Consider the following 26042-nt stretch of genomic DNA (forward strand, 5'->3'; position numbering starts at 1 on the left):
ATCTTGGTGTGTCAGCCCAGCCGCATACCGAGCACCAGGCCGAGGGCGAGGGCGACGGCAAAAGCCACGGCAATGACGACGAGGATGCCGGCGATGACGGTGAGGGCCGTCCGCTTCAGCCCTTTCTTTGCTTCTCGGGGGATCTCGGTGGGGTCCCGCTGATAAGCGGACGAGATCGATCGCCGCAAGGGCCGGGTCAGCCGCCGGATCCATCTGCGCTTTCGGTTCTCCTTGCCCGCCAGGTCGGACTTGCTCAGGAAAGGGTCAAGGACGCACTCTCCGTACGCCACAACGGTCTCCCACACTCGCGCCCAGCGCGGCACGGGGCCGCGAGCCGGCTGCTTGCCCGACTCCTTGAGAAGCCTCCCGACAGATTCCATGACGTCCTTCAGCGTCTCCTTGGCACTGTCATTGCCGCGGTAGACGGTCTCCAAGAGGTCGTAGCTCGACTTCTGCTGCTTTTGCAGATTTCCTTCCATCCATGCGCGTGCGGCGCGCGCGGTAGCCAACTCCCCCGTGGGGCCCTTCGGCGCCTCCGCCCGGAGGATAGCCAAGTGGAGATCCACCTCCGCCTTTCGGCGGTCCTGGCTACTGAGCCCTGGCAGCAGGTACAGCAAATGGTGCGCGCCATCGAGGCGGCCCCAGGCAAAGTCGGACCTGCGCCATTCGGCATCGATGAATGCACCGAAGTGCTCGAATTTGATACCGAAGAGCTTACGGTCGCCCAGCCCGTCATATCGGTCTTCGTCGAACAGGGGGCTGATGTTATCAGGCCCGAGTCGCAAGAAATCGAATTGCGGCGCAAGGGGTTCGACGACCTCCGCGGGAGGTGCATACGTGCGGCAGAGCACTTCGACCGCCAGACAGGCTGACACTACTGAAGTCGCATCCCAATCTCCCCGGTATGCCCACTCCGTGCCGAAATCGGAGCCGTCCTGGCTCATTTGGCGAGTTGCCTCGCGAACCGCCGCGATATAATCGTTCGCCGCCTCCAGAATGATTCCCGCCGTCTTCTCGGGAACGTTCAGATCGTCGAACACCCGCTGGTAAAGTCGAGCCGCCCCTTCGTCGGCGACCTCCTCACCTCGCGCATGCGTGAGGAGTTCGGCGTTGATGGCATCCGTCATCGCCAATACCTCGCGCAGATTTTCGCTGATTTTCTGTGCACCTTCACTCAAAGGACCCCGCGCCCTGTCGAGTTTCCCGCCCTGCTCAAAAACGAGTGGCTGATGAAGATGCCCGATGAGGCATTGCAGGACCCGTTCCGCTGTGGAGAGCCCCCAGGACCAGCGAGTTGCCCGCTCCCCCTCAAAGGGTCGCATGATTTCACTCGCATCACTGCGCGGTACCCAGTTGGGGCGCTCCCACGTCCCTTCTCCCTGCCGACCTGCCCCAAGAACCTCGTCGACCCACTTTCGCTCCGCTTCCGGCGTCGCGGACAGGCAATTCACCGCACCCAGTGCCGTCATGCGCTTTCGCACGTCATACAGCACGGAGCGAGCCCGGTTCCGGCGGTACTCAGGAAGCAGATCCGCCGCCACCTTGCGCGTGGTGTCATCCAGAGGGGAGTCGCTCGCCATCCTCTGAAAGAGGTCGAGCTGCCGGTCCCGAATACTGCTTGCCAGACGTTTCGCCAAGTCCTCGGCACCGGATCGAAAATTGACCTCTGCGGGATGCCGGATGGCGCTCATGCCGGCCGCATACCACTTGATTTCGTCGCACGCTCGGTCCTTGGTGTTCTCCGGTGGAATCCGACCGGCGGACGGGACGATGAAGACAACGACGCGCCGAACCGGAAGGTCGATCTTTCGCCGGGTGATCGCGTCGAGCACCGGCCCGAACGGGGCGTTGTTCAGCACTCCGCCGTCCATGACGCAGCTCGCCGGGAACCCCAATGCTGCGGGCGGTTCCTGCCGGTACTCCATCAAAAGGCTTTCACTGACCGGACCGAATGCCATCGGAAAGCTCGCGGTGGCACGTGCGGCCAGGACGAGGGATTCGTCATTGGCCTTGTCGAAGTCGGTGTGCAGCTTTCGCTCCATGTCCCAGGTTTGGCATGTGTTCTTCGTGTAGGTGACCCGCTCACCCTGCTGGAAGCGGTACAGGCGCCGATGGTCACGGACATCGAAGACCGCGCCGAAGCCGTCGCTGAACTGTTTGCTCCGACCATCGAGCGCGGTCGCGGTGATGAACAACGTCACCGGCTGCTGGGGACAGCCGGCGCAGTCACCGATGGTGTTGAGGGCATCCCTCATCTTGGTCTCGAATGCCTCCCCCCTGAGCACGCTGTTCACCGGTTTTTTCAGCGGCTTCAGGAGCTGGTCCAGCGCGGCTGACTGCTGCCACACCGAACGGAGATTGGGAAGGGCCGAACCGCGGGCGAGAGCAGTCGCGAGCAACAGGCCGTTCAATCCACCGGCAGATGTGCCGGATACGATATCGATCGATACCTTCGTCCCGGCGTCACGAGCCAGTCGCTCCCAGATCTCGAAAACCGGCCGGTCCTCGTCGGCCACGGCACCCGCCGACTCGATACCGCTGGAAGCCCGTCGCAGAAGGTCCAGCTCATGCGTCACGCCGCCCATCCACACGGCCAGACTGACGCCGCCGTTCAGGACGAGCGCAAGCTGCGTTTCATGGTGCCGTGTGGGGGTGTTCGCATCCGTCATATGCTCGAAACTAATTCCGCATGATCCACGGCGCCTTGGGGACAGGGCTATTCGGCTTGCGGCAACGCACCGCCGTCAGTGCGGCCATGGCTGAACTGACCCAATACCCCAGCCGGAAGTGCATGACGGGCGCAGCCGCGCGGTGTCCGGCCGGTCCGGGCAGGCGGGTCAGGCAGAACGGCCGGACAGGGCGGCCGTGGCGTGCCGGCCGGAAGACAGCGCGGTCAGGACTTCCTGGGCGGCTCGCTCGCCGGAGCGCACCGCGCCCTCCATCAGACCGTGCATCAGCGTGGCCGACTCGGTACTGGCCCAGTGGATCCGGCCCACCGGCTCGCGCAGCGCGCTGCCGTAGTTGGTGAGGGTGCCGGTCGGGAAGTGGCCGATCATCCCGCCCAGCGACCACGGTTGGGAGGACCAGTCGGTCTCCAGGTACTGGCTGGGGCGGCGGGCCTGGGCACCGAACCGCTCGGCCAGCGCGGCCAGCCAGATCTCCTTGCGTTCGGTCGGGTCCAGGCGCTCCATCCGCAGGGCTCCGGTACTGAAGGCATAGCTGCTGAGCACCCCCGGCTCGCCCGACCGCGGTGTCTGGTCGATGGTGAGCGGGACGGGCGACCGGGGCGCGAGCGTCTGTCCCGACAGGCCCTGCGCGCGCCAGAACGGCCGCGGGTACACCGTGTGCACCCGGATGATCGCCCCCGGCACCACTCGCTGCAGCAGATGGCTGCACGCGGTGGAAAGCGGCGGGTCGAAGCTGATCCGCCCCGCCAGCACCGGCGGCGTCGCCACGATCACGCGCTGCGCCCGTACGGCGAGCGAGGCGGAAGCGATCCGCACACCGGTGCCGTCGTGTGTGATCCGCTGAACGGGGCTGGACAGATGCACCCGATCCCCCAGCTGCTCGGCCATGCGCCTGGCCAGTTCGGGGGCTCCGCCGTCCACGAGGTGGGATTCGGTTCTGCGGGAGTCGGTGTAGTAGCCGAAACCGCCGCCGCCCCGGGCCAGGGTGAGGGCGCCCAGCAGCGAGACCTCCGCCGGGTCGGCGCAGAACAGCAGGTTCATGGTCGACCTGAGCAGGGTGCGGGCGGCCGCCGAGGGCACGTTGAGCGGGTCGGACAGCCACTGCCCGAGCGTGCGGGCGTCCCACGCCCGGGCGCTCCGGGCCCGCCACGGGGCATCCGCCGGGAGGCGCCGGGCCATCAGATGCAGACGCGCAAACGCCAGGCCGAGGGCGGCGAGCGTCCCCGGGCCCGTGGTGGGGATGGCACCGCGGTAACGGTGGTTGACGCCGTCCAGGCGCAGGAGGTGATCGCCCTGCTCGTACTGGGGGTACACGGAAAGTCCCAGTTCCCGGCAGAGCTGGAACATGCGGTCCTGCCCCTTGCCCAGCCAGGTGCCGCCCGCCGAGACCACGGTCCCGTCGGGAAGCTCCCGGTTCCACACCCGTCCGCCCACCCGGTCCCTGGCCTCGAGGACGACCACCTCATGACCGGCTTGGACGAGACGTCTGGCAGCTGCGAGCCCGGCGAAGCCGGCGCCCACCACGCACACGTCTGCCCGCACCTTTCCCATGACCCACCTCCACGCCTCAGCCTCGCCCAGCAGGCCCGGCTCCGCCCGGCGGGTGATCCATCAGGGCGTGACCGGTACGGCCGCGTGCGGGGCGAACCGCTGCGGAGGGTGGCCAGGGGGTGTCTCGCGACGGGTCAGGAAAGCACCAGCGGGGTCACTCGCCCCGCTTCGCGTCCTTCTCCTCGTTCTTCTCCTCGTTCTTCTCCTTGATGCGCACGGCTTCCTTGCGGACCTCGGCCTGGGTGGCGCGTTCCTTCTGCAGCCACTCGGGAAGCTCCTGCTTCAGCGCGTCGATCTGCTCGGTGGTGAGGGGCTCGGTGACACCGCCGCGGGCCAGGCCCGAGATGGAGATGCCGAGCTTCGCCGCGACCACCGGGCGGGGGTGCGGGCCGTTGCGCCGCAGCTCCACCAGCCACTCCGGCGGATCGGCCTGCAGCGCGTTGAGCTCGCTGCGCGAGATCACACCCTCCTGGAACTCGACGGGGGTGGCCTCGAGGTACACACCCAGCTTCTTTGCCGCGGTCGCGGGCTTCATGGTCTGGGTGGTCTGGTGCGACGTCATGGTGTCAAGGGTAGCCAGCGTGTGCGAGGGCTCCGACCACGACCGGTAACCTGGCCGGCGTGACAGGCTCCGATGTGCCCCCCTCGTTCCGGCTCGCGTACGTACCGGGCGTGACGCCGGCGAAGTGGGTGCGTATCTGGCAGGAGCGGCTGCCCGGCGTCCCGCTGACCCTGGTCGCGGTGGCCGCCGCCGAAGCCGCCGGTGTGCTGCGGGACGGCGGAGCCGACGCGGGTTTCGTGCGGCTGCCGGTCGATCGGACGACCTTCAGCGCGATTCCCCTCTACACCGAGACAACGGTGGTCGTGGTCCCGAAGGACCACCTCGTGGCGGCGGCCGACGAGGTGACCGCCGAGGACCTCGCCGACGACATCGTGCTGCACCCCCTCGATGACACCCTCGACTGGGAGACCCTGCCGGGCCGGCCCGCGAACGAGCGTCCCGCCACGACCGCGGACGCCATCGAGCTGGTGGCGGCCGGGGTGGGCGTGCTCGTCGTCCCGCAGTCGCTCGCCCGGCTGCACCACCGTCGGGACCTCACCTACCGGCCCGTTACGGATGCCCCCGAGTCGCGCGTCGCGCTGTCCTGGCCGGAGGACGCGACCACCGACCTGGTGGAGGACTTCATCGGGATCGTGCGCGGGCGGACGGTCAACAGCACCCGGGGCCGCACCACCGCACCCGCCGAGCCCAAGCCGTCGAAGCGGGCTCCCGCCGGCGGTGCGCCGCGCCGGCCCGCGGCCGGCAAGACCGGCAAGACGGCCGGCAAGACCCCGCGGGGCGGCGCCGGCGGAGCCAAGGGCGGCAAGCGCGGCAAGCCCCGCCGCCGGTCGTAGCCCCGCGGCCGGTCGTCAGCCCCGGCGCCGCGCGTGCGGAGCCGCCGGCCCGCCGCCGGTCGTCAGCCCGGCGGCGCGCGTCCGGACGCGACGAAACTGCCGCCCCGTGACGGGGCGGCGTATCGCCGTGCGCGTCAGGCGTGCTGCGGAACCTCGTCCTTCAGTGCGGCCTTGATCTGTTCCCGCAGTTCAGGGCTGTCCTCGTGCCCGTGGACGGATACCGCGTGCTCGGTGGCGGCGCGGATCACTTCGTCCTCCTCGCCGGCAATGACGAGGCTGCAGTTCATCTCGCTCGGGTGATCCCGGCAGTCGACCTTCTTCCGCATGGTGCACCTCCTCGTCCTTCCAGTGTCGGCCGGTGTCGTCCCCCCGTCGAATACGGCGAATCCCGTATGGCGCGGGGGGCGGCCGCGCTGCTGCAGTGGAGAGGACGGAGGAGGTGAGCGCACATGGCGACCTCTGCCGACGTCACACCCGGTGGAGCCATGGACGAGGAGCGGGTGCAGCAGTTCCTGGAGAAAGTCATCTCCGACAGCGCCGCCGCGGTCGCCGGCCTGTGCACCTCGCTCGGCGACCGGCTCGGGCTGTACGCGGCCATGGCCGGTGCCGGACCGCTCACCTCCGCGCAGCTCGCCGACCGCACCGGGCTGGCCGAACGCTATGTGCGCGAATGGCTGGCCGCCCAGGTGGCCGGCGAATACGTCGACTACGCGCCCGGAACCGACACCTATCTGCTGCCCGACGAGCACGCCGCCGTCCTGGCGGACCAGGACGCCCCCACGTACGCGGCCGGTTTCTTCACCCTGCTGCAGGCCCTCTACGCCACCGAGGACGCCCTCATGACGGCCTTTCGCACCGGAGAGGGCGTCGGCTGGGAGGAGCACGGCCCGGCGCTGTTCGCCGGTACCGCGAAGTTCTTCCGCCCCGGCTATGCGGCCGCGCTGGTACCGGAGTGGCTGACCGCGCTGGACGGCGTGGTGGAGAAGCTGGAGCGCGGCGCGCTCGTCGCGGACGTCGGGTGCGGATATGGCTACTCCACGACGCTGATGGCGCAGGCCTTTCCCCGGTCACGGTTCCGCGGCTTCGACTTCCACCGCCCGTCCGTCGAGGCGGCTCGCGAGATCGTGGCCGAGCAGGGACTGGGCGACCGGGTCAGCTTCGACGTCGCCACCGCCCAGGACTTCCCGGGCGAGGACTTCGACCTGATCACGTTCTTCGACTGTCTGCACGACATCGGCGATCCGGGCGGGGCACTCCACCACGCCGAGGAGGCGCTGGCCGACGACGGGACCTGCATGCTCGTCGAGCCGAACGTCTCGGAGCACGCCGAGGAGAACACCAACCCCATCGGCCGGGCGATCACCGCTTCCTCGGTCGCCGTCTGTCTGCCGTCCGCGCTGGCCCAGCACGGGCCGCAGGCACTGGGAAACCACGCGGGTGAGGAGGCGATGCGGGAGATCGCCGACGAAGCCGGCCTCCACCACTGGCGACTCGCCGCAGAGACCCCCGTCAACCGCGTCTATGCCGTCGGGCGCTGAGGCGCCTGACGCCCCGGCCGGTCTTCCCCCGGCCGGCCGGGTGGCCACCGCGCGCCCGCCCTCCGGGCGCCCCCGCTCTCGCTTGACCGGCCCCTGCCCCCTCGGCACGCTGGACGTATGAGCGCGGCCGCGGAGGCCGGCCTGCGGCGCATTCTCGCCGTCGTAGACCTCTTGGGCGATGCCGTCGACGAGGAGTCCCTCGTTCCGGCCTTGCTGCCGTTGTTGCTCGCCGCCGTGCCCGGCGACAGCATCGTCTGGTCCCCCCACGCCGGCTCCGCCGACCCCCCGCGCACCCTGCCCCCCGGCCTGCTGACCGACGACATCCGCGAGGCGTTCGCCCGCGAGTCGGCCGCCGACGCCCTCGTCGCCCACACCACCCTGGGCCCGGGCACCCCGATGCGCCGCTCCACCCTGCAGACCCCCGACGAATTCCATGCCCTCGCCGCCTACACGGACGTCTACCGGCCGTGCGGCAGCGAGCATCAGCTGGCGATGTCGTTCCCCGCGGGCCATGCGGACGGGGTGCCGCGGAAGGTGTGTGTGGCGTTCAGCCGCAGGACCAGCGACTTCTCCGACGACGATGTGGCGGCCGCCGCCCTGCTGCGCACCCGGCTCGGCCACGTCCTCGGCCGGCTCGCCCCGCCGGCGCCCGTGGCGTCCCCCGTCACCCGCCGTGAATCCGCCGTCCTCGCCCTGCTCGCCCGGGGCCTGACGAACCAGCAGATCGCCCACCGGCTGGCGATCAGCCCGCGCACCGTCGACAAGCACCTGGAGCACGCCTACGCAAAGCTCCGGGTCGGCGGCCGGGTCGAGGCGGCGAACGCCTGGCTGACCCGCGGCCCGGCGGCGGGGCGGCCCGCGCCGTAGGCCGGGAGCCCGGCGCCCGGACGGCCCGCACCGATGAGTTTCCGTGGCCGTCGGCGTCCACCCGTTGCACGGCACATCCGGCCCTCCCGGGCCACCTGACAACTTACGGAGGACCTCATGACGACCGACATCGAACGGAAGGCGGACGAGGCGCGGATCCGGGAGGTGCTTCATGACCGGGCGGCCGCCACGACGGCGCGGGACGCCCGGCGGTTTCTGTCGCACTGTGCACCGGACATCGTGGAGTTCAGCCTGGCGCCGCCGCTCCAGTACAAGGGACCGCAGGCGCTCGACCAGCGGGCCGTCGAGGCCTGGTACGCGACCTGGCGGGGACCGATCGAGGTGACGCTGACCCAGCTGGAGATCACGGTCGGCGACGATGTCGCGTTCGGCCACAGCATCAACCGGATGCGCGGGACGAAGACGGACGGCTTCGAGGTGGAACTGTGGAGCCGGGCCACCGTAGGGCTCCGCAGGATCGACGGCACCTGGAAGATCACGCATGCGCATGACTCGGTGCCGTTCCTGATGGACGGATCGGGGCTGGCCGCGCTGGATCTGACGCCGTAGCGGGACGGGACGGACGCGGCGCGTTCAGCGGGGCAGGGAGTGGCGCCGGTAGGTGACCTTGTTGTGGCGGACCCGGGTGACTTCGACGGTCAGGTGGCGGTCCCGTCCGATGGGGAAGTGCGCCGTGCAGCGCACCGCGTCGTACGGCACGGGCCGCAGGTCGCCGAAGCAGTGCACCGCGTCGGGCCCGCTGCGGAACGGCAGGGTGAGCTGGCCGCTGATCGCTCTGGCGATCTCGGTGCGCAGCACGGTGTGGGTGCCGTCGTCGACCTCGCTGGTGGCCTCGCGGTCGCGGAGCCGGGCGGCGGCGAACGCCAGCGCGCCCGCCGTGACGAGGGCCGCGAGGAGGCCGATGAAAAGGCCGCGCCGGATGGGATGGTGGTCCACCGCCGTCAGCTCCCGGTGCCGCGGGTGCCCCGGCGGCGGGCGAGGGCGCCCCAGCCGGCCGCGGCCGTCAGCAGCAGGCCGCCGGCCGTCGTGGCCGTCCGGCCGGTACCGGCCGCGCCGCCGAGGCCGGTGTCGGCGCCGCCCAGGGGGACGGTGCCGTCGGCGCCGCCGGAGACGATCATGGTGCCGGTGAGGGTCTTCCCGCCGTCGCCGGATTCCTTGCCGCGCCCGCCGGCGTCCCCGTCGCCCTCTTCGGTGCCGTCCCCCGCGCCGTGGTCCTCGTCGCCGTCCCGGCCGGATGCCAGGGCACCGGTTCGGGCGCCGGAGGTGCCGCCGCAGGTGAGGGTGACCGTGTACGAGCCGGGCGCCGTGCCCTCCGGGAGGATCGCGGTGCCCTCGGTCCGGCCGCTCCGGCCGGGCAGCTGCATCGTGGGGATGTCCGCGTCGCCGAAGGCCGCCGTGGCGGATTCGCCCCGGCAGCTGCCGCCGTCGTGGACGGAGAAGGCGTTGCCCGGTGCCACCGGGTCGGGCTGTACGACCACCGTCCCGGCGGTGTCCTGGGCGGCGGGAGCGGCCTCGTTGACGGCGTCGCTCACCGCCCCGCTGACGGCCTCGGTGGCGCCGTCCGCACCGTCGCCGTCGCCGACGAGCAGGACGGTCGCCAGCAGGGCACCGGCCCCCAGGGTGTACAGGGATATGTGGCGTATGTGCATAACCCGAGACAAGCGCCCGGTCACCCGCCGCGCACCTCGATCGGGTGCCGCACCGGGGGCGTACTGCCCGGGAACCCCTCCCGGCGCTCAGTGTTCCCGCAGGTCAGACGGGTGCGTAGGCCCCGGACGGCGGAGCGCGCGGGATGGGCTTTCCGGGTGGTGCGCCGGTACGGACCGGGACGTGCACCTCACACCGCGCGAGGATGCCTCGTCGGCTCCTCAGGGCCTGTCCGATGGGTCAGGGCCGGGCCCTGGCCTGGCTGCCTCATTGCGCTGGTGCCCGGGCGGCTGTTCAGGTCTCCAGCTGGAGGTCCCAGCCGCCGGACCGGCTGGTGAAGGTGGTCACCGACAGCGGCTGCACATCGATCCGCCAGAACGCGTGCGGGGGCGCCTGGAGCACATAGACCAGGGCGGCGCGGACGACGCCGGGTTCGGCGACCGCGAGCAGTCCGGCGGCGTCGTCGGCCGGCCGGGTGTCCAGCCAGCCGCCGACCCGGGAGATGAACGCGGGCAGCGACTCCCCGCCGTGCGGTGCGGAGCGCGGATCACCCAGCCAGGCCTCCACCGCGCGCGGTTCGGCGGCGGTCACCTCGCCCAGCGTGCGGCCGCGCCAGCGCCCCATGTCGCAGTCGCGCAGCGCCGGCTGGGCCAGCGGGCGCAGCCCGAGCGCCTCGCCGGTCTCCCGGCAGCGGGCGGACGGCGAGCAGTAGCGCAGTTCGGCGGCGGCGAGCCGGCACAGGGCGGGGGCGGCCCGCTCGGCCTCGTACCACCCGGCGGCGTCGAGCGGGCGGTCGTCGTCGAACCGCGTTTCGAGCAGGGAGGAGTTGCGGGCGGCGGCGAGCAGCTTGAGTCGAACGCTCATTCGCCGATGGTAAGAGCCATGCCGCCCCGGTGACACCGGTTGATCACAATTCGACAGGACCCGGGTCGATCAGCCCCAAGGTCATCCACTGCTCCGGCGACACCAGGGGGCGGAAGCCGATCTTCTCGTACACCCCGTGGGCGTCCTGGGTGGCGAGCGTCAGCCGGCTGAGGCCGCTGGGCGCCAGGTGGTCGGCGACGGCCTCGACCAGGGCCGTGCCCAGCCCCTTGCCACGGTCGTCCCGGCAGATGTAGACGTCGCAGAGCCAGGCGAAGGTGGCGTGGTCGGTGACCACCCGGGCGTAGCCGGCCTGACGGCCCGAACCGGACGCGTACAGACCGAAGTTGAGCGAGCCCGCCACGGCGCGGTCGTGCAGCTCCCGGGGGCGGCCCACGGCCCAGTAGGCGTCCGCGGACAGCCAGTGGTGGACCAGGCCGGCGTCCAGGCGGGCCGGGTCGGTGGAGATCTCGTAGCCGTCGAGGGCGGGGGCGTTCATGCCGGGAGGTTCGCAGAACGGCGGGGGCGGCGTCGAACCGATGGGAGAGCGGGCCGCCCCCTCTCCGAGACGGCCCCGGCTCCGCGACGTCCATGGTGGCCCCCGGCCCTCAGCCCACCTCCACCCCCAGCTCCGTACACGCCGTACGGAGCCTGCGCACGCCCTCGGCGATCTCGCCGGTGCCGGACGCCGCCGCGAAGCTCAGCCGCAGATACGCGGCCGGCGGCTCGGCGGCGAAATACGGCCGGCCGGCCGCGACCGCGACCCCCGCCCGCAGCGCCGCACCGGTCAGCGCCGCCTCGTCGGTGCCGTCCGGCAGCCGCAGCCAGAGATGGAAGCCGCCCGATGGGACGTACGGACCACCGGGCGCGGGGTCGTGGCCCGGCGCCGGCCGGCGCCGGGTGAACGCGGGCAGCTCGCGGTGCAGTGCGGTGGTCAGGGCGTCGCGGCGGGTGGTCAACTCGCCGGCGATCAGCCGCAGATGGCGGGGCCAGGCGGGCGAGCCGACGAGTTCCAGGGCGGCTTCCTGGAGCGGCCGGGGCACGAAGAAGCTGTCGACGACCTGGATGGCGCGCAACCGGTCGAGGACCGGGCCGCGGGCGGCCAGCGCCCCCACCCGCAGATTGGGCGAACTGGCCTTGGTCAGCGAGCGGACGTGGACGACGGTGCCGTCCTGGTCGTCCGCCATCAGGGTCGGCGGGAGCGCGGGGGCGTCGGCGTGGACCAGCAGCCGCGCGAAGTCGTCCTCGATCACGAAGGCGCCCGCCGCGCGGACCACCCGCAACACCTCGCGGCGCCGCTCGGCGGCGAGCACCGCGCCGGTCGGGTTCTGGAACAGCGGCTGGCAGACGAAGAGCCGGGCACCGCTGGCGCGGAAGGCGTCGGCGAGCAGATCCGTACGGACGCCGTCCTCGTCGATCGGTACGGGCACCGGCCGCAGCCCCGAGGCGCGGGCGACGGCCAGCACCCCCGGGTAGGTCGGGGACTCGACGAGCACGGGGGCGCCGGGCGCGGCGAGCGCGCGCAGTGCCGCGGTCAGCGCGCTCTGGCCGCCCCCGGTGACCAGCACGTCATTGGCGCTGAGCGGGCCGCCGGAGCCGGCGATCTCCCGGGCGAACCAGGCCCGCAGCTCGGGCACCCCGCCGACCGGCGGACGCCCCCAGGCACCCGGCCGCCGGCCGGCCCGGGCGAGTGCGGCGGCCAGGGCGCGTTCGGGCTGCAGATCGGCGTGCAGATAGCCGCCGTCGAATTCGATGACGCCGGGGGCCGGGGTGGCGAGGGTGGCCAGTACTCCGGTGGCGTCCACGCTGCGCGGCACCTGATCGCCGGCCGGCTCCGCGCTCAGCGCGATCTCCTGCCAGGAGGTGTCGACGGTACGCGGCGCCTCGCCACGCGGTTCGGCCCGGAAGGCCCCGGCGCCGGGCCGGGTGACGACCAGGCCCTCCGCCGCCAGCTGGGCGAGCGCCCGGGAGACGGTCACCGGGCTGACCCGATGCCGTTCGACGAGGGCACGACTGGACGGCAGCTTCTCTCCTGGAGAGTAGCGGTCCAGCCCTCGGCGAAGGATCGCGGCCAGCTCGGCACCACTGCTACGCTCTTGCATGAAGGACAACGATAGCGCTATCGCCCCCGTCGGGATAGCGGTCAGCACCCCGGACGCCCACACCGCCGGCGATCCGGGCACTGCGCAGACCGCCGCTGCCAAGGGCCCGGGCACCCCGAAGACCGCAGCCACCACTCCCGGCACCCCGAAGGCCGTTACCACCGCCCCCGGCACCCCCGTCGGCCGCGGCATGCTGCTCGCCGCCCTCGGCGTCGCCGCCTTCTCGCTCACCTTCCCGGCGACCGCCTGGGGACTTGAGGGCATGGGCCCGTGGACGGTGGTGATGCTGCGCAGTGTGCTGGCCACCGTGCCGGCCGGCGCCGCACTCCTCGCACTGCGGGTCCGGCCGCCGGAGCGGCGCCACTGGGCGGGCATCGCCGTGGTCGCGGGCGGCGTCGTGCTCGGCTTCCCACTGCTGACCACCCTGGCCCTGGAGACCTCCACCACCTCGCACGCCGCCGTCGTGGTCGGTCTGCTGCCGCTGACCACCGCCGCCTGCTCGGCCGTACGGACCGGCGCCCGGCCCTCCCGTACGTTCTGGATCGCCTCACTGGTCGGCGCCGTCGTCGTCATCGGCTTCGCGGTGCAGCAGAGCGGCGGGGTGCCGAACCGCAGCGATCTGCTGCTGTTCGCCGCGCTGCTGGTGTGCGCGGCCGGCTACACCGAGGGCGGCCGGCTGGCCCGCCACATGCCGGGCTGGCAGGTGATCGGCTGGGCGCTGGTGCTGGCGCTGCCCGTGACGGTGGCGGGCGCGGCGCTGGCACTGTCCGCCGAGCCGCTGGAGCTGACGGCGCGCTCGGTCGCCGGGGTGCTGTGGCTGGCGGTCGGCTCGCAGTTCCTCGGGATGGTCGCCTGGTACCGCGGGATGGCCGTGATCGGCATCTCCCGGGCGAGCCAGCTGCAGCTCGCCCAGCCGCTGCTGACCCTGCTGTGGTCGGTGCTGCTGCTCGGCGAGCACCTGCCCCCGGCCGCGCCCGCCGCGGCGCTGGCCGTCCTGGTGTGCATCGCGGTCACCCAGCGGACCCGGGGGTGACGGCCCGGGGGGGGTGACAGACGCGCCACGGGGACGGGCCGCGGGGACGGAACAAGCGAGCACTTCCCGGGAACTAGCGAGCACTTCCCGGGTGCGACGGGCCCCTGCGGACGTAAACTTGCGGCGACGGCAGATAGCGCCGTCCGGGTCACGACAGGCCCGTAAACCGCTGAAACCGTTGGCCGTTCAACCGTTGGCCGGCGCACTGTCGGCCGCACCGGGCACACGGCCGCCCCGAGGCGGGGAGGAGCCCTGATGCACGCGAACAGGGGCGACCGGCTGGTGGTGCACGGCAGGACCGTCGGGCATCACGACCGGGTCGTCGAGATCATCGAGGTAATCGGCACGAACGGCGATCCGCCCTACCGTGTCCGCGGCGAGGACGGGCATGAGGCGATCATGTCCCCCGGCCCCGACTCCGTCGTCCGGCACGTCAAGGCCACCGACACCGAATCCGGCCGCTGACCCGGTCCCGCACGCGGACCGCCGGCACATCGGCCGCACGGCCAAGGCCCGTGCGGCCGGTCCGCACTGCGCCCCCGGCGGCGGTTAGGCCCGTGCCGTCGCGCTCCCGTAGTGGTCGCGTACGACCCGCGCCATGGCGCCGGACGGATCCTTGGCGACCACCTTCGCCGAGAAGTAGACATGGCCGCCGACCTGCGGATAGCCGCGGGCGAAGGTGAGATGGCGGGAGATCTCGGCCGGGTCCTTCCAGGCGACGGGCTCGGTCTCGCCCGCCTTGTAGAGTGCCTCGCCGATGTAGAGGTCGACTCCGGTGCCGTCGACGGTCCGCGCCCACCAGGGCACGAGTTCGGCGTAGTCGGCGGCCTTGGTGCCCAGCGGCCAGTAGACCTGCGGCACGATGTAGTCCAGCCAGCCCTCGCGCACCCAGCGGCGGGTGTCGGCGTACAGATCGTCGTAGGTCTGCACCCCCGCCTGGGTACGGGAGCCCTGCTGGTCGGTGGTGCGATTGCGCCAGACCGCGAACGGGCTGACCCCGAACCGCACCGGGCGCCCGGCCCGCTCCCCCTCGTCGCGGAGCTTGCCGGCCATCTCGTGGACCAGCCGGTTGATGTTGTCCCGCCGCCAGGCGTCCCGGCTCTCGAAGGTGCTGCCGTACTCCTGGAACGCCGCGTCGTCGTCCAGGTGCCGGCCGGCGACCGGGTACGGATAGAAGTAGTCGTCGAAGTGCACCCCGTCGACGGGGTAGCGCCGCACCGCGTCGAGCATCGCGTCCTGGACGAAGGCGCGGACGTCCGGCAGCCCGGGGTTGTAGTAGAGCTTGCCGCCGTACGACAGGACCCACTTCGGGTGCCGGCGGGCGGGGTGGTCCGCGACGAGCCGGCCGGGGTCGGCGTGGTTGGCGACGCGGTAGGGGTTGCACCAGGCATGCAGTTCCAGATCGCGCCGGTGCGCCTCGCGGACGGCGAAGTCGAGCGGGTCCCAGCCCGGGTCGCGGCCCTGTTGCCCGGTCAGATACTGCGCCCACGGCTCGTACGGGGAGGGCCACAGGGCGTCCGCGGTGGGGCGCACCTGGAAGAACACCGTGTTGAGCTTGCGTGCGACGGCGGTGTCGAGGAGGGCGCGCAGCTCGCGCTGCTGGGCGGCCGGCGTGAGCCGTGCGCTGGAGGGCCAGTCGAGGTTGGCGACGGTCGCCAGCCACATGCCGCGCATCTCGCGCCGGGGCGCGCCGGCCGCGGGTGCCGCCGCCCCCGCGGTGAGCAGGGAGGAGGCCGCACCCAGTGCGGTCACCGCGAATCCTCTTCGTGTCATCCGACTCATCAAAAGTCCCCAAGTGTCTGGTTCGTCCCGTGTTGAGGGCTCAGAATGCCCGCCCCGGGGCCCTTAGCACAGCACCTCGCGGAGTAACGTCGGGGCCGAAAGCGGGCGTCGCACCTTACGGCGCACCGCCGGTTCCTGAAGATCAGCGAAAGGCACGAGGTGACGGACACATTTGCCGACATTGCACGCGTCGGAGTGGTCGGCTGCGGCCAGATGGGCGCAGGCATCGCCGAGGTGTGCGCCCGCGCCGGGCTGGACGTCATGGTCGCCGAGACCACCGGCGAAGCGCTGGAGCTGGGGCGCACCCGCCTGACCAACTCTCTCGGCAAGGCCGCCGAGCGCGGCAAGATCACGACCGCCGAGCGCGACGCGACGCTCGGCCGGCTCAGCTTCACCACCGACCTCGGCGAATTCGCCGACCGTGACCTCGTCATCGAGGCCGTGGTGGAGAACGAGCAGGTCAAGACCGAGATCTTCCAGATCCTCGACCAGGTGATCACCCGGCCGGACGCCATCCTGGCCTCCAACACCTCCTCGATCCCCCTGGTGAAGCTGGCGGTCGCCACCTCCCGCCCCGACCAGGTCATCGGGATCCACTTCTTCAACCCGGCGCCGGTCCAGAAGCTGGTCGAGCTGATCCCCGCCCTGACCACCGGCGAGGAGACCATCAAGCGCGCCGAGGCGCTGGTCCAGGACGTCCTGGGCAAGCATGCGATCCGCGCCCAGGACCGCTCGGGCTTCGTCGTCAACGCCCTGCTCATCCCGTATCTGCTCTCCGCGATCCGGATGTTCGAGTCGGGCATCGCCAGCCGCGAGGACATCGACAACGGCATGGAGATGGGCTGCGCCCACCCGATGGGCCCGCTCAAGCTGACCGACCTCATCGGCCTGGACACGGTGGCCTCGGTCGCCGCCTCGATGTACGAGGAGTACAAGGAGCCCCTGTACGCCGCTCCCCCGCTGCTCGCGCGGATGGTCGACGCGGGCCGGCTGGGCCGTAAGTCCGGTTCGGGCTTCTACTCGTACTGAGCCCGAGATGCGTCCGCCCGCCGCTCGGGGGAAAACCGGCGGGCGGACCCCGGGCCGGCGGGCGCCCGTCCGCCGGCGTCGGCCCCCGTGGCACCTTCGAGTCAACTCCCCTGCGGGCGCGAGCGGGAGCGTGTGAACCGCCCCGGTCGGGGTGCGCGATTCACACCCCGTACGAATGCGCCACGCCGCCCGTCACCCCGTGTCACTTCACACGGGGTGTGAAACACGGACAAACATCTCCCCGCCGCACACGCTCCCGCCCGTCGCCCCAGCGCAGTTGACTGTTATCCGTATGGACTACGAACTCGCGACACGAAGGAATGAGGAGCGGACCGTGACCGCCCACCCCCGAACCGATCCGGTGATCGCCGACTTAGCCGAGTTGAGACGTCTGCACGACGTCGGCATCGCCCGGGTCGACGGTCAACTCGCGCTGCTGGCCCAGCGCTCCGAGCAGCAGACGCGTGACGCGGACGAACTGCAGGTCCGCGTCACGCAGCTGGAGAGCGCCCGCTGGCCACTGCCCTCGCTCGCCGCACTCACGGGGCTCGCGGCGCTGGCGGTGGCGGTGTGGCAGGCCATGGGCCGGTGAACCGCCGGCCGCGGTCACCGGCCGGTACCGGTCAGCCCAGCCGGATGTGATGCAGCATCAGCAATGCGGCGGCCATGTTGGCGGCCGGCACCTCCCCTCGCGCCACCATGTCGGGCACCAGCTTCAACGACACCCACTCCCGCCGCTCGGACTCGAACCCGTCCTGGGGCGGACCGGCGTACTCGGCCCGGTCGGACCAGTAGATGTGGTGCCGCGCATCGGTGAGGCCGTTGGACGGCTCCACCGTGAGGAGATGGTGGAGGGGCCCCGGGCGCCACCCGGTCTCCTCCTCCATCTCCCGGGCGGCCGCCGCCGCGATGTCCTCGCCGTCCTCGACGACCCCGGCGGCCAGCTCCCAGCCCCAGGTGTCGGTGATGAAACGGTGCCGCCACAACAGCAGCACCTCGTTGGCCTCATTGACCACGGTGGCCACGGCGACGGGCCGCATCCGGATCAGATAGTGATCCAGGTGACGGCCGTCCGGCAGCTCCACATCGGCCAGTTGGACCCGGAACCAGGGATTCGCATAGACGGGCTTTTCGCTGAGCTTGTTCCAACGCACGTAACTGCCACCTTCCGCTGTTTGGCCGGCAAGGTGACACGAGCCCGGTCACAGCGGAACGCGCAGCACCTCGTCGATGAGATCGGCAGCCTCGTCCGTCGCGGAGCTCCCGGTCCTGGCCAGATGCTCGCGCACCGCCCGCAGCCGGTCCCGCAGCCGTTGCGACTCCATGCCCCGAGCCTGCTCCGTCATCTGCGCGGCATCGGCCACGGCCCGGTCCGCATCACCTTGGCGCAGCTCGATATGGGTGAGCATGGCCAGCCGGTGGACCCGGCCGCGGTCGTGTGCGGGGGTGTCGACGGCGGCGTCCGCCTGCTCCCGGGCGGCCCGCAGGTCCCCGAGGCTCAGCAGCGCCTCCGCCACCTGTACGTTCACCAGGCCGGGCTGGACATAGCCCGTCTCGGCCGGCTCCTGCCCGGGCCGGATGCGCTCCGCGGCCGCCTCCGCACGCCGGATGCACGACAGCGCGCTGGCGCCGTCGCCGAGCCGGGCGTAGGACTTGGCCTGCATCGCGTAGAGGTCCGCGGCGAGCGCCGGGGTGATCTGCGGGCCCGCGGCCCGCAGCGCCGCCTCCGCGAAGGCGACCGCCTGGCGGTATTCCCGTACGAAGAGGGACTGGTTGACCAGCAGCGCGATGACGTACGCGCCGAGGCCGCGGTCCCCGCTGGCCTTGGCCAGCCGCAGCGCCTGATGGAAGTAGCGCTGGGCCAGCCCGAGCGAGTCCGAGTCGTACGCACAGATGCCGGCGACCGCGACCAGTCCGCCGGTCGCCCGGTGGAGCTGACGCCCCGTCGCATCGCTGTAGCTGCCCCGCAGCAGCGGCGCCGCCTCGGCGTTGAGGAATCCCACGATGCGTGCTCTGGTAGCGATACCACCCGCCTTCCGGTACATCGTCTCGTAGTGCGTCCGCGCGGCGCGCAGCATCTCGATGTCGGCCATGCCGACGCGCGTCAGCCCGTCGCGGGACACATCGGAGTCCTCGGGAGGGTTCTCCCACTCCCATACGGGGATGACCGCCGAGGTGCCGGTCAGCGCGGGCGCGTCGAGGATGTGCGGCCGCTGCTGCTCGTCGGACCGCCACAGTGCGGTGGCCCGCTCGACGAAACCGGAGAGCGGGGTGTCCGCGCTGCGCCGGTCACCCGGTCCGCTCAGCCCGATGTCGTCCAGCCCGACCGGCCGGTGCAGCCGTTCGCCGAGGATCTCGCAGATGAGGTCCGGAACCTGCCCGCGCGGCCGCTGGCCCTTCAGCCACCGGGCCACCGCGGTGTGTTCGTACCGCAGTGCCAGACCGCGGCACCGGCCGAGCTGGTTGATGCGCGCGGCGAGCCCGGCGTGCGAGATGCCGGACTCGTCGAGAATCGCGTCGAGCAGGGTGTTGGGCTCCATACCGGCCTCCTGGTGAGCCGGGCCCGCCCACGGGCCATCAGCTCATGGCCTTGTCGACTTCACCACTCCGTCAGTTGAGCGTAGTGAAGCGCCCCTCACACGGGGTGTGAAGGGTGACGGCGGCTCAACTCGGGGCGCAGCCCCGCAGTATGTACGCGAACACCGCATCGAGGCCGGAGGCGACATCGTCGGCCGAGAGCACGCCGCTCACCGCGAAACTGGCGAAGCCGTGCAGGGTGGTGAACACCGGCATCGCGATGCTGTCGACGGGCCCCTCCCGCACCTCACCGCTGCGCTGGCCCTCCGCGACCAGCTCCCCCGCCATCGCGGCCAGCCGCTGGCCGGCCGCGATCAGCGCCTCGGACGCCGCCGGATCGTGCTTGACCGTGTACATCAGGTCGAGCAGCTCGGCGTTGGCGAGGGCGAAGTCCACATAGGCGCGGACGAGCCCGCGGAGCCGGTCGGCGAACTCCTCGCCCGCCGCTTCCCGGGACGCGGTCAGGGCCTCGTCCAGCCGCTCGAAACCGGCCAGCGCCAGCGCGTCGAGCAGCGCCTGCTTGTCCTTGAAGTGCCGGCTCGGCGCGGCATGGCTGACGCCGAGGTCGCGGGCCAGTTCCCGCAGGGACAGTGCGCCCGGTCCCTTCTCGCGGAGCGTCTGCTCGGCGCGGGTGAGCAGCGCGGCGCGCAGGTCTCCGTGGTGGTAACGACGAGTGTGCATCCCGCCATCCTATCTCCCATGTATTCACTGGCTACATTGTTGGCATTGACATCATTGTTGGCGTTGCCTACATTGGCGGCATGGCTCACACCCCGAAGTGGAACTCGACCGACCTCCCCGACCAGACCGGCCGCACCGCCGTGGTGACCGGCGCCAACAGCGGACTCGGCATCGCCACCGTCGACGCCCTCGCCCGGGCGGGTGCCCATGTCGTGCTCGCCGTACGGGACACCGGACGCGGCGAGGCCGCGGCCGAGACCGTGCGGGGCGCCAGGGGCAGCGTCGAGGTCCGCCGCCTCGACCTGGCCGACCTCGCCTCCATACGCGCCTTCGCCGCCGGCTGGCAGGACCCGCTCGATCTGCTGATCAACAACGCCGGCGTCATGAACATCCCGGAGTCCCGGACCAAGGACGGCTTCGAGACGCAGTTCGGCACCAACCACCTCGGCCACTTCGCGCTGACCAACCTGCTGCTGCCGTACGTCACCGACCGCGTGGTGACCGTGGCGTCCGGGGCCCACCGACTGCCCGGCACCCGCATCCACTTCGACAACCTGAACCTCACCGACGAGTACCGCCCCGTCACCGCCTACAGCCAGTCCAAGCTGGCCAACCTGCTGTTCACCCTGGAGCTGCAACGCCGTCTGACCGCCGCGGGATCGCCGGTGCGGGCCCTGGCCGCGCACCCGGGCTGGGCCGCCACCAACCTGCAGGGCGCCGATGCCAGCCCGCTGCGGCGCGCGGTGATGCAGGTGGGCAACCGCGTGGTCGCCCAGGACAACAAGGCCGGTGCGCTCCCCACCCTCTACGCCGCCACCCAGGACCTGCCCGGCGCCTCCTACCTCGGCCCCGACGGGCTCGCCGAGATGCGCGGCGCACCGGCGATGGTCGGCAGGACCGCCGCGGCCAGCGACCCGGAGAGCGCCGCCCGTCTGTGGCAGGCGTCCGAGGAACTGACCGGTGTCGCCTTCCCGCCGCTGAGCGGCCGGCAGGTCACCGCGGAAGCCGCACGCTAGGAGGCGGGGTGCCGGCCGACTGGGCCGGCACCCGCACCCGGTCGTTGCTCAGCATCAATAACGCGACGTCGTCGGTGAGGCGCCCGCCCGCACGCCGCAGCAGCGCCTCCCGGACCTCCCCGACCACCCCCGCCGGCGAGGGTCCGCACGGCGCCGCGGCCGCCTCGACGCTGCTGCGCAGCTCCTGCGCCAGCGGAAAGAACTCCCCCGCCGCATCCCGCGCATCGGCCGCGCCGTCGGTGTGCAGAAACAACCCCTCGCCGGGCCGCAGCCGCCCGCACCGCACCGCGGACAGCTCCTCGGGCAGCGGAAACAGCCCCAGCGGCGGCATCGGCTCGGCCGGCGCGACCGGGGCGACCGTCTGGCAGGCGACGCGGTACGGCCACGGATGCCCGCAGTTCAGCGCCGTGACGGAGCCGTCCCGCGCCACCTGAAGAAGCAGCAGGGTCACGAACTCCTCCGCGAGCCGCCCCACCGACTCCCCGCCGCCGCCCATCGGCTGCCCCTCCCCCGCCCGCTCGCGCAGATGCCGCTGGTGCGACCGCTCCAACCGCCGCAGCACATCGCCGAGTTCGGGCTCGTCGTGCACCACTTCGCGAAAGCTGCCGAGCATCGCGGCGACCGTGCCTATGGCCTCCAGCCCGTGCCCGCGCACATCCCCGATCACCGCCCGTACGCCGTGCCGGGTCCCCACGACCTCGTACAGATCCCCGCCGACCTCGGCCCCCTCGCTCGCGGAGAGATGGTCGGCCGCCAGCAGCACCCCGTCGATCCGCCGCGGCAGCGGCCGCAGCACCACCCGCTGGGCGGCGGCGGCGATCTCCCGGGTCCGTTCCAGCTCCCGTACGAGCCGCAGCCGCCGGCCGGCCGTCAGATAGCTGGCGCCGATCACCGCGAGGATCGCACCACAGGTCATCATGCGGGTGCCGAGACCGGTCCCCGGCTCGACCGTGCCGAACGGCACCAGCGCGAGCAGTGCGCACACCCCGCCGAGCAGGACGCACTGCCGGCGACCGGTGCCCGCACAGGCGATGGCCGGCGCGGCCGCGAGGAGTTGCAGCAGCTGACCGCTGGTCGGGCGGCACAGCTCCCAGGCCACCACCCCGAGCACCCAGAGGCCGGGCAGCACGAAGACGAAGGCGCGCCGGGCGTGTGCCGCACCGGCGCGCACTCCGCCCCTCGCCCAGGTTGGGATCATGCCGATGGTCCCCCTAGCAGGCGTTGAGCGGGTTGGTGCGGCCCACGGCCGCGGTCACACGGGCCGCACGGACCCGACCGATTCTGGCGACGTTCCGTGTCCACCCGACGACGATGCGTACATAATCACCCGATTGGGTGATCGTGTACGGATCTGATGGTCTCCCCGGAACGGGGCGCCCTGTCCCTGCCGCCCCAGGATCGTCTCCCCCACCGCAGGCCCGCCGCACCCGCCGCGCCTGCCACACCCGCCGCACACCGCACACGCTGAGGGCGCAGACGGTCAAACCGTCTGCGCCCTCAGCCTTGCACGCCCTTGCGGCGGTCGCGGGCAGCGCCCACACTCAGCCGCGCAGCACCGCCCCGGTCCGCTCCACGGCCGTCGCGACCGCCGCGTCACGGGCCGCCGAGGCCTCCTCCGCGGTCAGCGTCCGGTCGTCGGCACGGAAGCGCAGCGCGTACGCCAGCGACTTCTTGCCCGCGCCGAGCTGCTCACCGGTGAAGACGTCGAACAGCCGCAGCGACTCCAGCAGTTCACCGGCGCCGTCGCGCAGCGCGCTCTCGACCTCCGCCGCGGGGACGGAACCGTCGACCACCAGCGCGACATCCTGGGTCGCGACCGGGAAGGCCGAGATCTTCGGGGCGCGCAGCGGGCCGGTGCCGGCCTGCTCCAGGCGGTCGAGGTCGATCTCCATCGCGCAGGTGCGCTCCGGCAGGGCGAGGGTCTTGATGACCCGCGGGTGCAGCTCACCGGCGTTGCCGACGAGGACCTCCTCGCCGTCGACGAGGGCGAGCAGCGCCGCACAGCGGCCCGGGTGGAACGGGGCGTGCTGGTCCTGACGGACGATCAGCTCAACCCCCGCCTCCCGCGCGACCGTACGGCCCGCCTCGACGGCGTCCGCCCAGATCGCGGGGCGCGCGCCGGCCCACCAGCCGGCCTGCTCCCGGCCCCCGGCGAGGACCACGGCGGCGCGCCGCGGCTGCTGCGGGAGCGAGGCGTCCAGCGAGGCGATCTCGTCGTCGGTCGGCCGGCGGTCGACCACCAGCCGGCTGGCCGGCTTCTCGTCACCGGTCGCCCGGAAGACCGGCCCGGTCTCGAAGAGCGCCAGATCGTGCGAGCCGCGGCCGTAGTTGCGGCGCAGCGCGTTCAGCAGGCCCGGGATGAGCGTGGTGCGGAGGTCGGGCTCCTCGTCGGAGAGCGGGTTGACGAGGGTGACCGCCGCGCGCCGCGGGTCGTCCTGCTCGATGCCGAGCTGGTCGAGGACGTGCGAGCCGGTGAACGGGTAGTTCAGAGCCTCGACATAGCCCGCACCGGCCAGCGCCCGGCCGACCCGGCGGTGCAGCCGCTGACGCTCGGTCAGCCCACGGCCGGCCGGCGGCCGCGGGAGGGTGGACGGCAGGTTCTCGTAGCCCTCCAGCCGGATGACCTCTTCGGCCAGGTCGTTGGGCTCGCTGAGGTCCGGCCGCCACGACGGCACGGTCACGACCAGCTCGTCCTGGCCGTAGACGTCGCAGCCGACCTGCTGGAGGCGGCGGACGACGGTCTCCCGGCCGTAGGCGACACCGGCGACCTTGTCCGGGTGGTCGGCGGAGACGGTGATCGTGCGCGGCCCGCTGGGGGTGACGATCTCCGTGACGCCGTCCTCGGCGGTACCGCCCGCGAGCAGCACCAGCAGGTCGACGGCCCGCTGGGCCGCGGCGGACGCGGCCTCCGGGTCGACCCCGCGCTCGAAGCGCTTGGCGGCCTCCGAGGACAGCTTGTGCCGGCGGGCCGTACGGGCGATGGAGAGCGCGTCGAAGTGCGCGGCCTCGATCACGACATCGGTGGTGCCGCGCAGCCGCCCGGTCTCGGGGTCGGCGACCGCAGCCGCGATCTCGGTGTTGGCCCCGCCCATGACTCCGGCGAGCCCGATCGGGCCGCGGTTGTCGGTGATGACCAGATCCGCCGCGTCCAGCACCCGCTTGGTGCCGTCGAGGGTGGTCAGCTGCTCGCCCGGGGTCGCCCGCCGGACACCGATCGGGCCGGCCACCTGGGTCCGGTCGTAGGCGTGCAGCGGCTGACCGAGCTCCAGCATCACGTAGTTGGTGATGTCGACGGCCAGCGAGACCGGGCGCATCCCGGCCTTCTGCAGCCGGCGCTGCATCCACAGCGGCGTACGCGCCTCGGGCTCCAGGCCGGCGACCGTACGGGCGGTGAAGCGGTCGCAGCCCATCGGGTCGGAGACCTGGACGGGGTAGCCGCCGGCGTTCGGCGGCGGCACGTCGAGCAGCGCCGGGTCGCGCAGCGGCAGGCCGTAGGCGGTGGCGGTCTCGCGGGCGACACCGCGCATCGACAGGCAGTAGCCGCGGTCCGGGGTGACGGCGATGTCCAGCACCTCGTCGACGAGCTCCAGCAGCGCGATGGCGTCGGTGCCGACCTCGTACTCGGGCGGCAGCACGATGATGCCGTGCGAACCGTCGTCGCCCATGCCGAGCTCGTCGCCGGAGCAGATCATGCCGTGCGAGGTCTTGCCGTACGTCTTGCGCGCGGCGATCTTGAAGTCGCCGGGCAGTACGGCGCCGGGGAGGACGACCACGACCTTGTCGCCGACGGAGAAGTTCCGCGCACCGCAGACGATTTCCTGCGGCTCGCCGGTGCCGTTGGCCTGGCCGACGTCGACGGTGCAGAAGCGGATCGGCTTCTTGAAACCCTCCAGCTCCTCGATGGTCAGCACCTGACCGACGACGAGCGGGCCCTTGAGGCCCTCGCCGAGGCGCTCGACGGTCTCGACCTCCAGGCCGACCGCGATGAGCTTCTCCTGTACGTCACGACCGGTTGCCGTGGCCGGCAGGTCGACGTACTCCCGCAGCCAAGAAAGCGGGACCCGCATCAGATCTCCATCCCGAACGGCCGGGTGAACCGGACGTCGCCTTCGAACATGTCACGCATGTCTTCCACGTTGTGCCGGAACATCAGCATCCGGTCGATGCCGAACCCGAAGGCGAAGCCGCTGTACTTCTCGGGGTCGACGCCGCAGGCGATGAGCACCTTGGGGTTGACCATTCCGCAGCCGCCGAGCTCGATCCAGCCCTCGCTGGAGCAGGTACGGCAGGGACGGTCGGGGTTGCCCACGGACTCGCCACGGCAGACGTAGCAGACCATGTCCATCTCGGCGGACGGCTCGGTGAACGGGAAGTAGTTCGGCCGCAGCCGGGTCTTCATGTCCGGGCCGAAGAGCGCCCGGACCATGTGGTCGAGGGTGCCCTTGAGGTCGGCCATGGTCAGGCCCTCGTCGACGGCGAGCAGCTCGATCTGGTGGAAGACCGGGGAGTGCGTGGCGTCCAGCTCGTCGGTGCGGTAGACCCGCCCCGGGCAGACGACGTACACCGGCGGCTCACGGTCGACGAGCGTACGGGCCTGGACCGGCGAGGTGTGGGTGCGCAGCACCACGCCGGACTCGTCGCCCTCCGTGCTTCCCCCGGACTCCGTCTGGGAGGTGCCCCCACCCTGCACGAAGAAGGTGTCCTGCATCTGGCGCGCCGGGTGGTCGGGCACGAAGTTCAGGGCGTCGAAGTTGAACCACTCCGCCTCGACCTCGGGGCCCTCGGCGACCTCGTAGCCCATCGCCACGAAGACGTCCGCGACCCGCTCCATGAACGTGGTCAGCGGGTGCCGGGCGCCGGGCGGGGTGCGGTCGTAGGGCAGCGTGACGTCCACCGCCTCCTCGACCAGCACGCGCGCGTCGCGCTCCGCCTCCAGCTCCTCCTGGCGGACCTTGAGCGCCTGGTTCACCCGGCCGCGGGCCTGGCCGACGCGCTTGCCGGCGTCCGCCTTGGCGTGCGGCGGCAGGGCGCCGATCTCGCGGTTGGCGAGCGCGAGCGGCGAGCGGTCGCCGGTGTGCGCGACCTTCACCTCACGCAGCGCCTCCAGATCGGCCGCGGCGGCGATGGCGGCCAGCGCCTCGTCCAGCCGGGCGGCGATCTCTTCCGGTTTCAGGGCTTCGACCTCGACAGGGTCGTACGACTTATTGGGTGCGGACATCTCTTCCCGTGCTTCCGGTGGACTGGCTTGGCTTGGC

General features: G+C 71.9%; 25 protein-coding genes. 9 read left to right on the forward strand and 16 right to left on the reverse strand.

The features are described 5' to 3' along the window. Nucleotides 1–11: 11 nt before the first annotated feature. From BKA18_RS06470 to BKA18_RS06480, 3 genes are all read right to left on the reverse strand, one after another. On the reverse strand, nucleotides 12–2669 hold the full coding sequence (locus BKA18_RS06470) for a patatin-like protein (RefSeq protein ID WP_366045316.1): 2658 nt from the start codon (nucleotides 2667–2669) through the stop codon (nucleotides 12–14). Nucleotides 2670–2837: 168 nt separating this feature from the next. Continuing rightward, the gene (locus BKA18_RS06475) at nucleotides 2838–4238 is read right to left on the reverse strand and encodes a flavin monoamine oxidase family protein (RefSeq protein ID WP_366045317.1); all 1401 of its coding nucleotides are present in this window, start codon (nucleotides 4236–4238) and stop codon (nucleotides 2838–2840) included. Nucleotides 4239–4392: 154 nt separating this feature from the next. Beyond that, nucleotides 4393–4800 (reverse strand): DUF5997 family protein, encoded by a 408-nt coding sequence (locus BKA18_RS06480; RefSeq protein WP_366045318.1) that lies wholly within the window; start codon nucleotides 4798–4800, stop codon nucleotides 4393–4395. A 59-nt stretch (nucleotides 4801–4859) separates the two neighbouring features. On the opposite strand from BKA18_RS06480, the gene BKA18_RS06485 reads away from it, so the two are divergent. Then, entirely contained in the window at nucleotides 4860–5633 is a 774-nt protein-coding gene (locus tag BKA18_RS06485) for a LysR substrate-binding domain-containing protein (RefSeq protein ID WP_366045319.1), read from the forward strand. A 134-nt stretch (nucleotides 5634–5767) separates the two neighbouring features. On the opposite strand, the gene BKA18_RS06490 is transcribed toward BKA18_RS06485, so the two are convergent. Next, a complete protein-coding gene (locus BKA18_RS06490; RefSeq protein ID WP_366045320.1) occupies nucleotides 5768–5959 on the reverse strand; it encodes a DUF1059 domain-containing protein in 192 nt (63 codons plus the stop codon). 123 nt (nucleotides 5960–6082) lie between these two features. Between BKA18_RS06490 and BKA18_RS06495 the strand changes: the two genes are divergently transcribed. The 3 genes from BKA18_RS06495 to BKA18_RS06505 all read left to right on the forward strand — a co-directional run bounded on the left by BKA18_RS06495 (nucleotide 6083) and on the right by BKA18_RS06505 (nucleotide 8608). Continuing rightward, nucleotides 6083–7171 carry a class I SAM-dependent methyltransferase gene (locus tag BKA18_RS06495; protein ID WP_366045321.1) on the forward strand — a complete coding sequence of 363 codons (1089 nt, stop codon included), beginning with the start codon at nucleotides 6083–6085 and terminating at the stop codon, nucleotides 7169–7171. A gap of 117 nt (nucleotides 7172–7288) precedes the next feature. After that, nucleotides 7289–8038: a helix-turn-helix transcriptional regulator gene (locus BKA18_RS06500; RefSeq protein ID WP_366045322.1), complete on the forward strand. Its 750-nt coding sequence runs from the start codon at nucleotides 7289–7291 to the stop codon at nucleotides 8036–8038. A 117-nt stretch (nucleotides 8039–8155) separates the two neighbouring features. After that, entirely contained in the window at nucleotides 8156–8608 is a 453-nt protein-coding gene (locus BKA18_RS06505) for a YybH family protein (RefSeq protein WP_366045323.1), read from the forward strand. 24 nt (nucleotides 8609–8632) lie between these two features. Here BKA18_RS06505 and BKA18_RS06510 read toward each other — a convergent pair whose 3' ends face one another. The 5 genes from BKA18_RS06510 to BKA18_RS06530 all read right to left on the reverse strand — a co-directional run bounded on the left by BKA18_RS06510 (nucleotide 8633) and on the right by BKA18_RS06530 (nucleotide 12669). Then, on the reverse strand, nucleotides 8633–8995 hold the full coding sequence (locus BKA18_RS06510; RefSeq protein WP_366045324.1) for a DUF4333 domain-containing protein: 363 nt from the start codon (nucleotides 8993–8995) through the stop codon (nucleotides 8633–8635). A gap of 5 nt (nucleotides 8996–9000) precedes the next feature. Next, a complete protein-coding gene (locus tag BKA18_RS06515) occupies nucleotides 9001–9708 on the reverse strand; it encodes a hypothetical protein (protein ID WP_366045325.1) in 708 nt (235 codons plus the stop codon). A 292-nt stretch (nucleotides 9709–10000) separates the two neighbouring features. Continuing rightward, complete coding sequence (locus BKA18_RS06520) at nucleotides 10001–10570, reverse strand: histidine phosphatase family protein (protein WP_366045326.1); 570 nt, start codon at nucleotides 10568–10570, stop codon at nucleotides 10001–10003. A 43-nt stretch (nucleotides 10571–10613) separates the two neighbouring features. Then, nucleotides 10614–11066, reverse strand: a complete 453-nt coding sequence (locus BKA18_RS06525) for a GNAT family N-acetyltransferase (protein ID WP_366045327.1) — start codon at nucleotides 11064–11066, stop codon at nucleotides 10614–10616. Between the two features lie 109 nt (nucleotides 11067–11175). After that, complete coding sequence (locus BKA18_RS06530; protein WP_366045328.1) at nucleotides 11176–12669, reverse strand: aminotransferase-like domain-containing protein; 1494 nt, start codon at nucleotides 12667–12669, stop codon at nucleotides 11176–11178. Between BKA18_RS06530 and BKA18_RS06535 the strand changes: the two genes are divergently transcribed. Together BKA18_RS06535 and BKA18_RS06540 are read left to right on the forward strand one after the other, a co-directional pair. After that, nucleotides 12668–13702, forward strand: a complete 1035-nt coding sequence (locus BKA18_RS06535) for a DMT family transporter (RefSeq protein WP_366045329.1) — start codon at nucleotides 12668–12670, stop codon at nucleotides 13700–13702. The genes BKA18_RS06530 and BKA18_RS06535 overlap by 2 nt on opposite strands. Nucleotides 13703–13957: 255 nt before the next feature. Next, nucleotides 13958–14167 carry a DUF1918 domain-containing protein gene (locus BKA18_RS06540; protein WP_006607564.1) on the forward strand — a complete coding sequence of 70 codons (210 nt, stop codon included), beginning with the start codon at nucleotides 13958–13960 and terminating at the stop codon, nucleotides 14165–14167. An 84-nt stretch (nucleotides 14168–14251) separates the two neighbouring features. On the opposite strand, the gene BKA18_RS06545 is transcribed toward BKA18_RS06540, so the two are convergent. Beyond that, on the reverse strand, nucleotides 14252–15484 hold the full coding sequence (locus tag BKA18_RS06545; RefSeq protein WP_366045330.1) for a glycoside hydrolase family 10-like protein: 1233 nt from the start codon (nucleotides 15482–15484) through the stop codon (nucleotides 14252–14254). A gap of 159 nt (nucleotides 15485–15643) precedes the next feature. Between BKA18_RS06545 and BKA18_RS06550 the strand changes: the two genes are divergently transcribed. Next, a complete protein-coding gene (locus BKA18_RS06550; protein ID WP_147249340.1) occupies nucleotides 15644–16513 on the forward strand; it encodes a 3-hydroxybutyryl-CoA dehydrogenase in 870 nt (289 codons plus the stop codon). Between the two features lie 334 nt (nucleotides 16514–16847). Then, nucleotides 16848–17105, forward strand: a complete 258-nt coding sequence (locus BKA18_RS06555) for a hypothetical protein (protein WP_006607567.1) — start codon at nucleotides 16848–16850, stop codon at nucleotides 17103–17105. 31 nt (nucleotides 17106–17136) lie between these two features. Here BKA18_RS06555 and BKA18_RS06560 read toward each other — a convergent pair whose 3' ends face one another. The 3 genes from BKA18_RS06560 to BKA18_RS06570 all read right to left on the reverse strand — a co-directional run bounded on the left by BKA18_RS06560 (nucleotide 17137) and on the right by BKA18_RS06570 (nucleotide 19771). After that, nucleotides 17137–17667: an NUDIX domain-containing protein gene (locus tag BKA18_RS06560; RefSeq protein WP_366045331.1), complete on the reverse strand. Its 531-nt coding sequence runs from the start codon at nucleotides 17665–17667 to the stop codon at nucleotides 17137–17139. A gap of 48 nt (nucleotides 17668–17715) precedes the next feature. Beyond that, a complete protein-coding gene (locus tag BKA18_RS06565) occupies nucleotides 17716–19053 on the reverse strand; it encodes an NsdA family TPR-like regulatory protein (RefSeq protein ID WP_006607569.1) in 1338 nt (445 codons plus the stop codon). A gap of 124 nt (nucleotides 19054–19177) precedes the next feature. Next, nucleotides 19178–19771, reverse strand: a complete 594-nt coding sequence (locus BKA18_RS06570; RefSeq protein WP_006607570.1) for a TetR/AcrR family transcriptional regulator — start codon at nucleotides 19769–19771, stop codon at nucleotides 19178–19180. 80 nt (nucleotides 19772–19851) lie between these two features. Between BKA18_RS06570 and BKA18_RS06575 the strand changes: the two genes are divergently transcribed. Next, nucleotides 19852–20787, forward strand: a complete 936-nt coding sequence (locus BKA18_RS06575; RefSeq protein WP_366045332.1) for an oxidoreductase — start codon at nucleotides 19852–19854, stop codon at nucleotides 20785–20787. Here BKA18_RS06575 and BKA18_RS06580 read toward each other — a convergent pair. The 3 genes from BKA18_RS06580 to pheS form a co-directional block, all read right to left on the reverse strand. Continuing rightward, nucleotides 20765–21985 (reverse strand): PP2C family protein-serine/threonine phosphatase, encoded by a 1221-nt coding sequence (locus BKA18_RS06580; protein WP_366045333.1) that lies wholly within the window; start codon nucleotides 21983–21985, stop codon nucleotides 20765–20767. The two genes, BKA18_RS06575 and BKA18_RS06580, sit on opposite strands and share 23 nt — an antisense overlap. A 343-nt stretch (nucleotides 21986–22328) precedes the next feature. Beyond that, a complete protein-coding gene (gene pheT / locus BKA18_RS06585; protein ID WP_366045334.1) occupies nucleotides 22329–24854 on the reverse strand; it encodes a phenylalanine--tRNA ligase subunit beta in 2526 nt (841 codons plus the stop codon). Then, a complete protein-coding gene (pheS, locus tag BKA18_RS06590; RefSeq protein WP_006607574.1) occupies nucleotides 24854–26005 on the reverse strand; it encodes a phenylalanine--tRNA ligase subunit alpha in 1152 nt (383 codons plus the stop codon). Before pheS ends, pheT begins: the two co-directional genes overlap by 1 nt. Nucleotides 26006–26042: the final 37 nt, after the last annotated feature.

This window comes from Streptomyces auratus (assembly GCF_050433025.1).
Classification (GTDB): domain Bacteria; phylum Actinomycetota; class Actinomycetes; order Streptomycetales; family Streptomycetaceae; genus Streptomyces; species Streptomyces sioyaensis.

What these genes read in the sequence shown, in the direction of transcription:
- BKA18_RS06470 (WP_366045316.1), bottom strand. Translation starts at nt 2,669, where the DNA reads ATGACGGATGCGAACACCCCCACACGGCACCATGAAACGCAGCTTGCG.
- BKA18_RS06475 (WP_366045317.1), bottom strand. Translation starts at nt 4,238, where the DNA reads ATGGGAAAGGTGCGGGCAGACGTGTGCGTGGTGGGCGCCGGCTTCGCC.
- BKA18_RS06480 (WP_366045318.1), bottom strand. Translation starts at nt 4,800, where the DNA reads ATGACGTCGCACCAGACCACCCAGACCATGAAGCCCGCGACCGCGGCA.
- BKA18_RS06490 (WP_366045320.1), bottom strand. Translation starts at nt 5,959, where the DNA reads ATGCGGAAGAAGGTCGACTGCCGGGATCACCCGAGCGAGATGAACTGC.
- BKA18_RS06495 (WP_366045321.1), top strand. Translation starts at nt 6,083, where the DNA reads ATGGCGACCTCTGCCGACGTCACACCCGGTGGAGCCATGGACGAGGAG.
- BKA18_RS06500 (WP_366045322.1), top strand. Translation starts at nt 7,289, where the DNA reads ATGAGCGCGGCCGCGGAGGCCGGCCTGCGGCGCATTCTCGCCGTCGTA.
- BKA18_RS06505 (WP_366045323.1), top strand. Translation starts at nt 8,156, where the DNA reads ATGACGACCGACATCGAACGGAAGGCGGACGAGGCGCGGATCCGGGAG.
- BKA18_RS06515 (WP_366045325.1), bottom strand. Translation starts at nt 9,708, where the DNA reads ATGCACATACGCCACATATCCCTGTACACCCTGGGGGCCGGTGCCCTG.
- BKA18_RS06520 (WP_366045326.1), bottom strand. Translation starts at nt 10,570, where the DNA reads ATGAGCGTTCGACTCAAGCTGCTCGCCGCCGCCCGCAACTCCTCCCTG.
- BKA18_RS06525 (WP_366045327.1), bottom strand. Translation starts at nt 11,066, where the DNA reads ATGAACGCCCCCGCCCTCGACGGCTACGAGATCTCCACCGACCCGGCC.
- BKA18_RS06535 (WP_366045329.1), top strand. Translation starts at nt 12,668, where the DNA reads ATGAAGGACAACGATAGCGCTATCGCCCCCGTCGGGATAGCGGTCAGC.
- BKA18_RS06530 (WP_366045328.1), bottom strand. Translation starts at nt 12,669, where the DNA reads ATGCAAGAGCGTAGCAGTGGTGCCGAGCTGGCCGCGATCCTTCGCCGA.
- BKA18_RS06540 (WP_006607564.1), top strand. Translation starts at nt 13,958, where the DNA reads ATGCACGCGAACAGGGGCGACCGGCTGGTGGTGCACGGCAGGACCGTC.
- BKA18_RS06545 (WP_366045330.1), bottom strand. Translation starts at nt 15,484, where the DNA reads ATGAGTCGGATGACACGAAGAGGATTCGCGGTGACCGCACTGGGTGCG.
- BKA18_RS06565 (WP_006607569.1), bottom strand. Translation starts at nt 19,053, where the DNA reads ATGGAGCCCAACACCCTGCTCGACGCGATTCTCGACGAGTCCGGCATC.
- BKA18_RS06570 (WP_006607570.1), bottom strand. Translation starts at nt 19,771, where the DNA reads ATGCACACTCGTCGTTACCACCACGGAGACCTGCGCGCCGCGCTGCTC.
- BKA18_RS06575 (WP_366045332.1), top strand. Translation starts at nt 19,852, where the DNA reads ATGGCTCACACCCCGAAGTGGAACTCGACCGACCTCCCCGACCAGACC.
- BKA18_RS06580 (WP_366045333.1), bottom strand. Translation starts at nt 21,985, where the DNA reads ATGATCCCAACCTGGGCGAGGGGCGGAGTGCGCGCCGGTGCGGCACAC.
- pheT (WP_366045334.1), bottom strand. Translation starts at nt 24,854, where the DNA reads ATGCGGGTCCCGCTTTCTTGGCTGCGGGAGTACGTCGACCTGCCGGCC.
- pheS (WP_006607574.1), bottom strand. Translation starts at nt 26,005, where the DNA reads ATGTCCGCACCCAATAAGTCGTACGACCCTGTCGAGGTCGAAGCCCTG.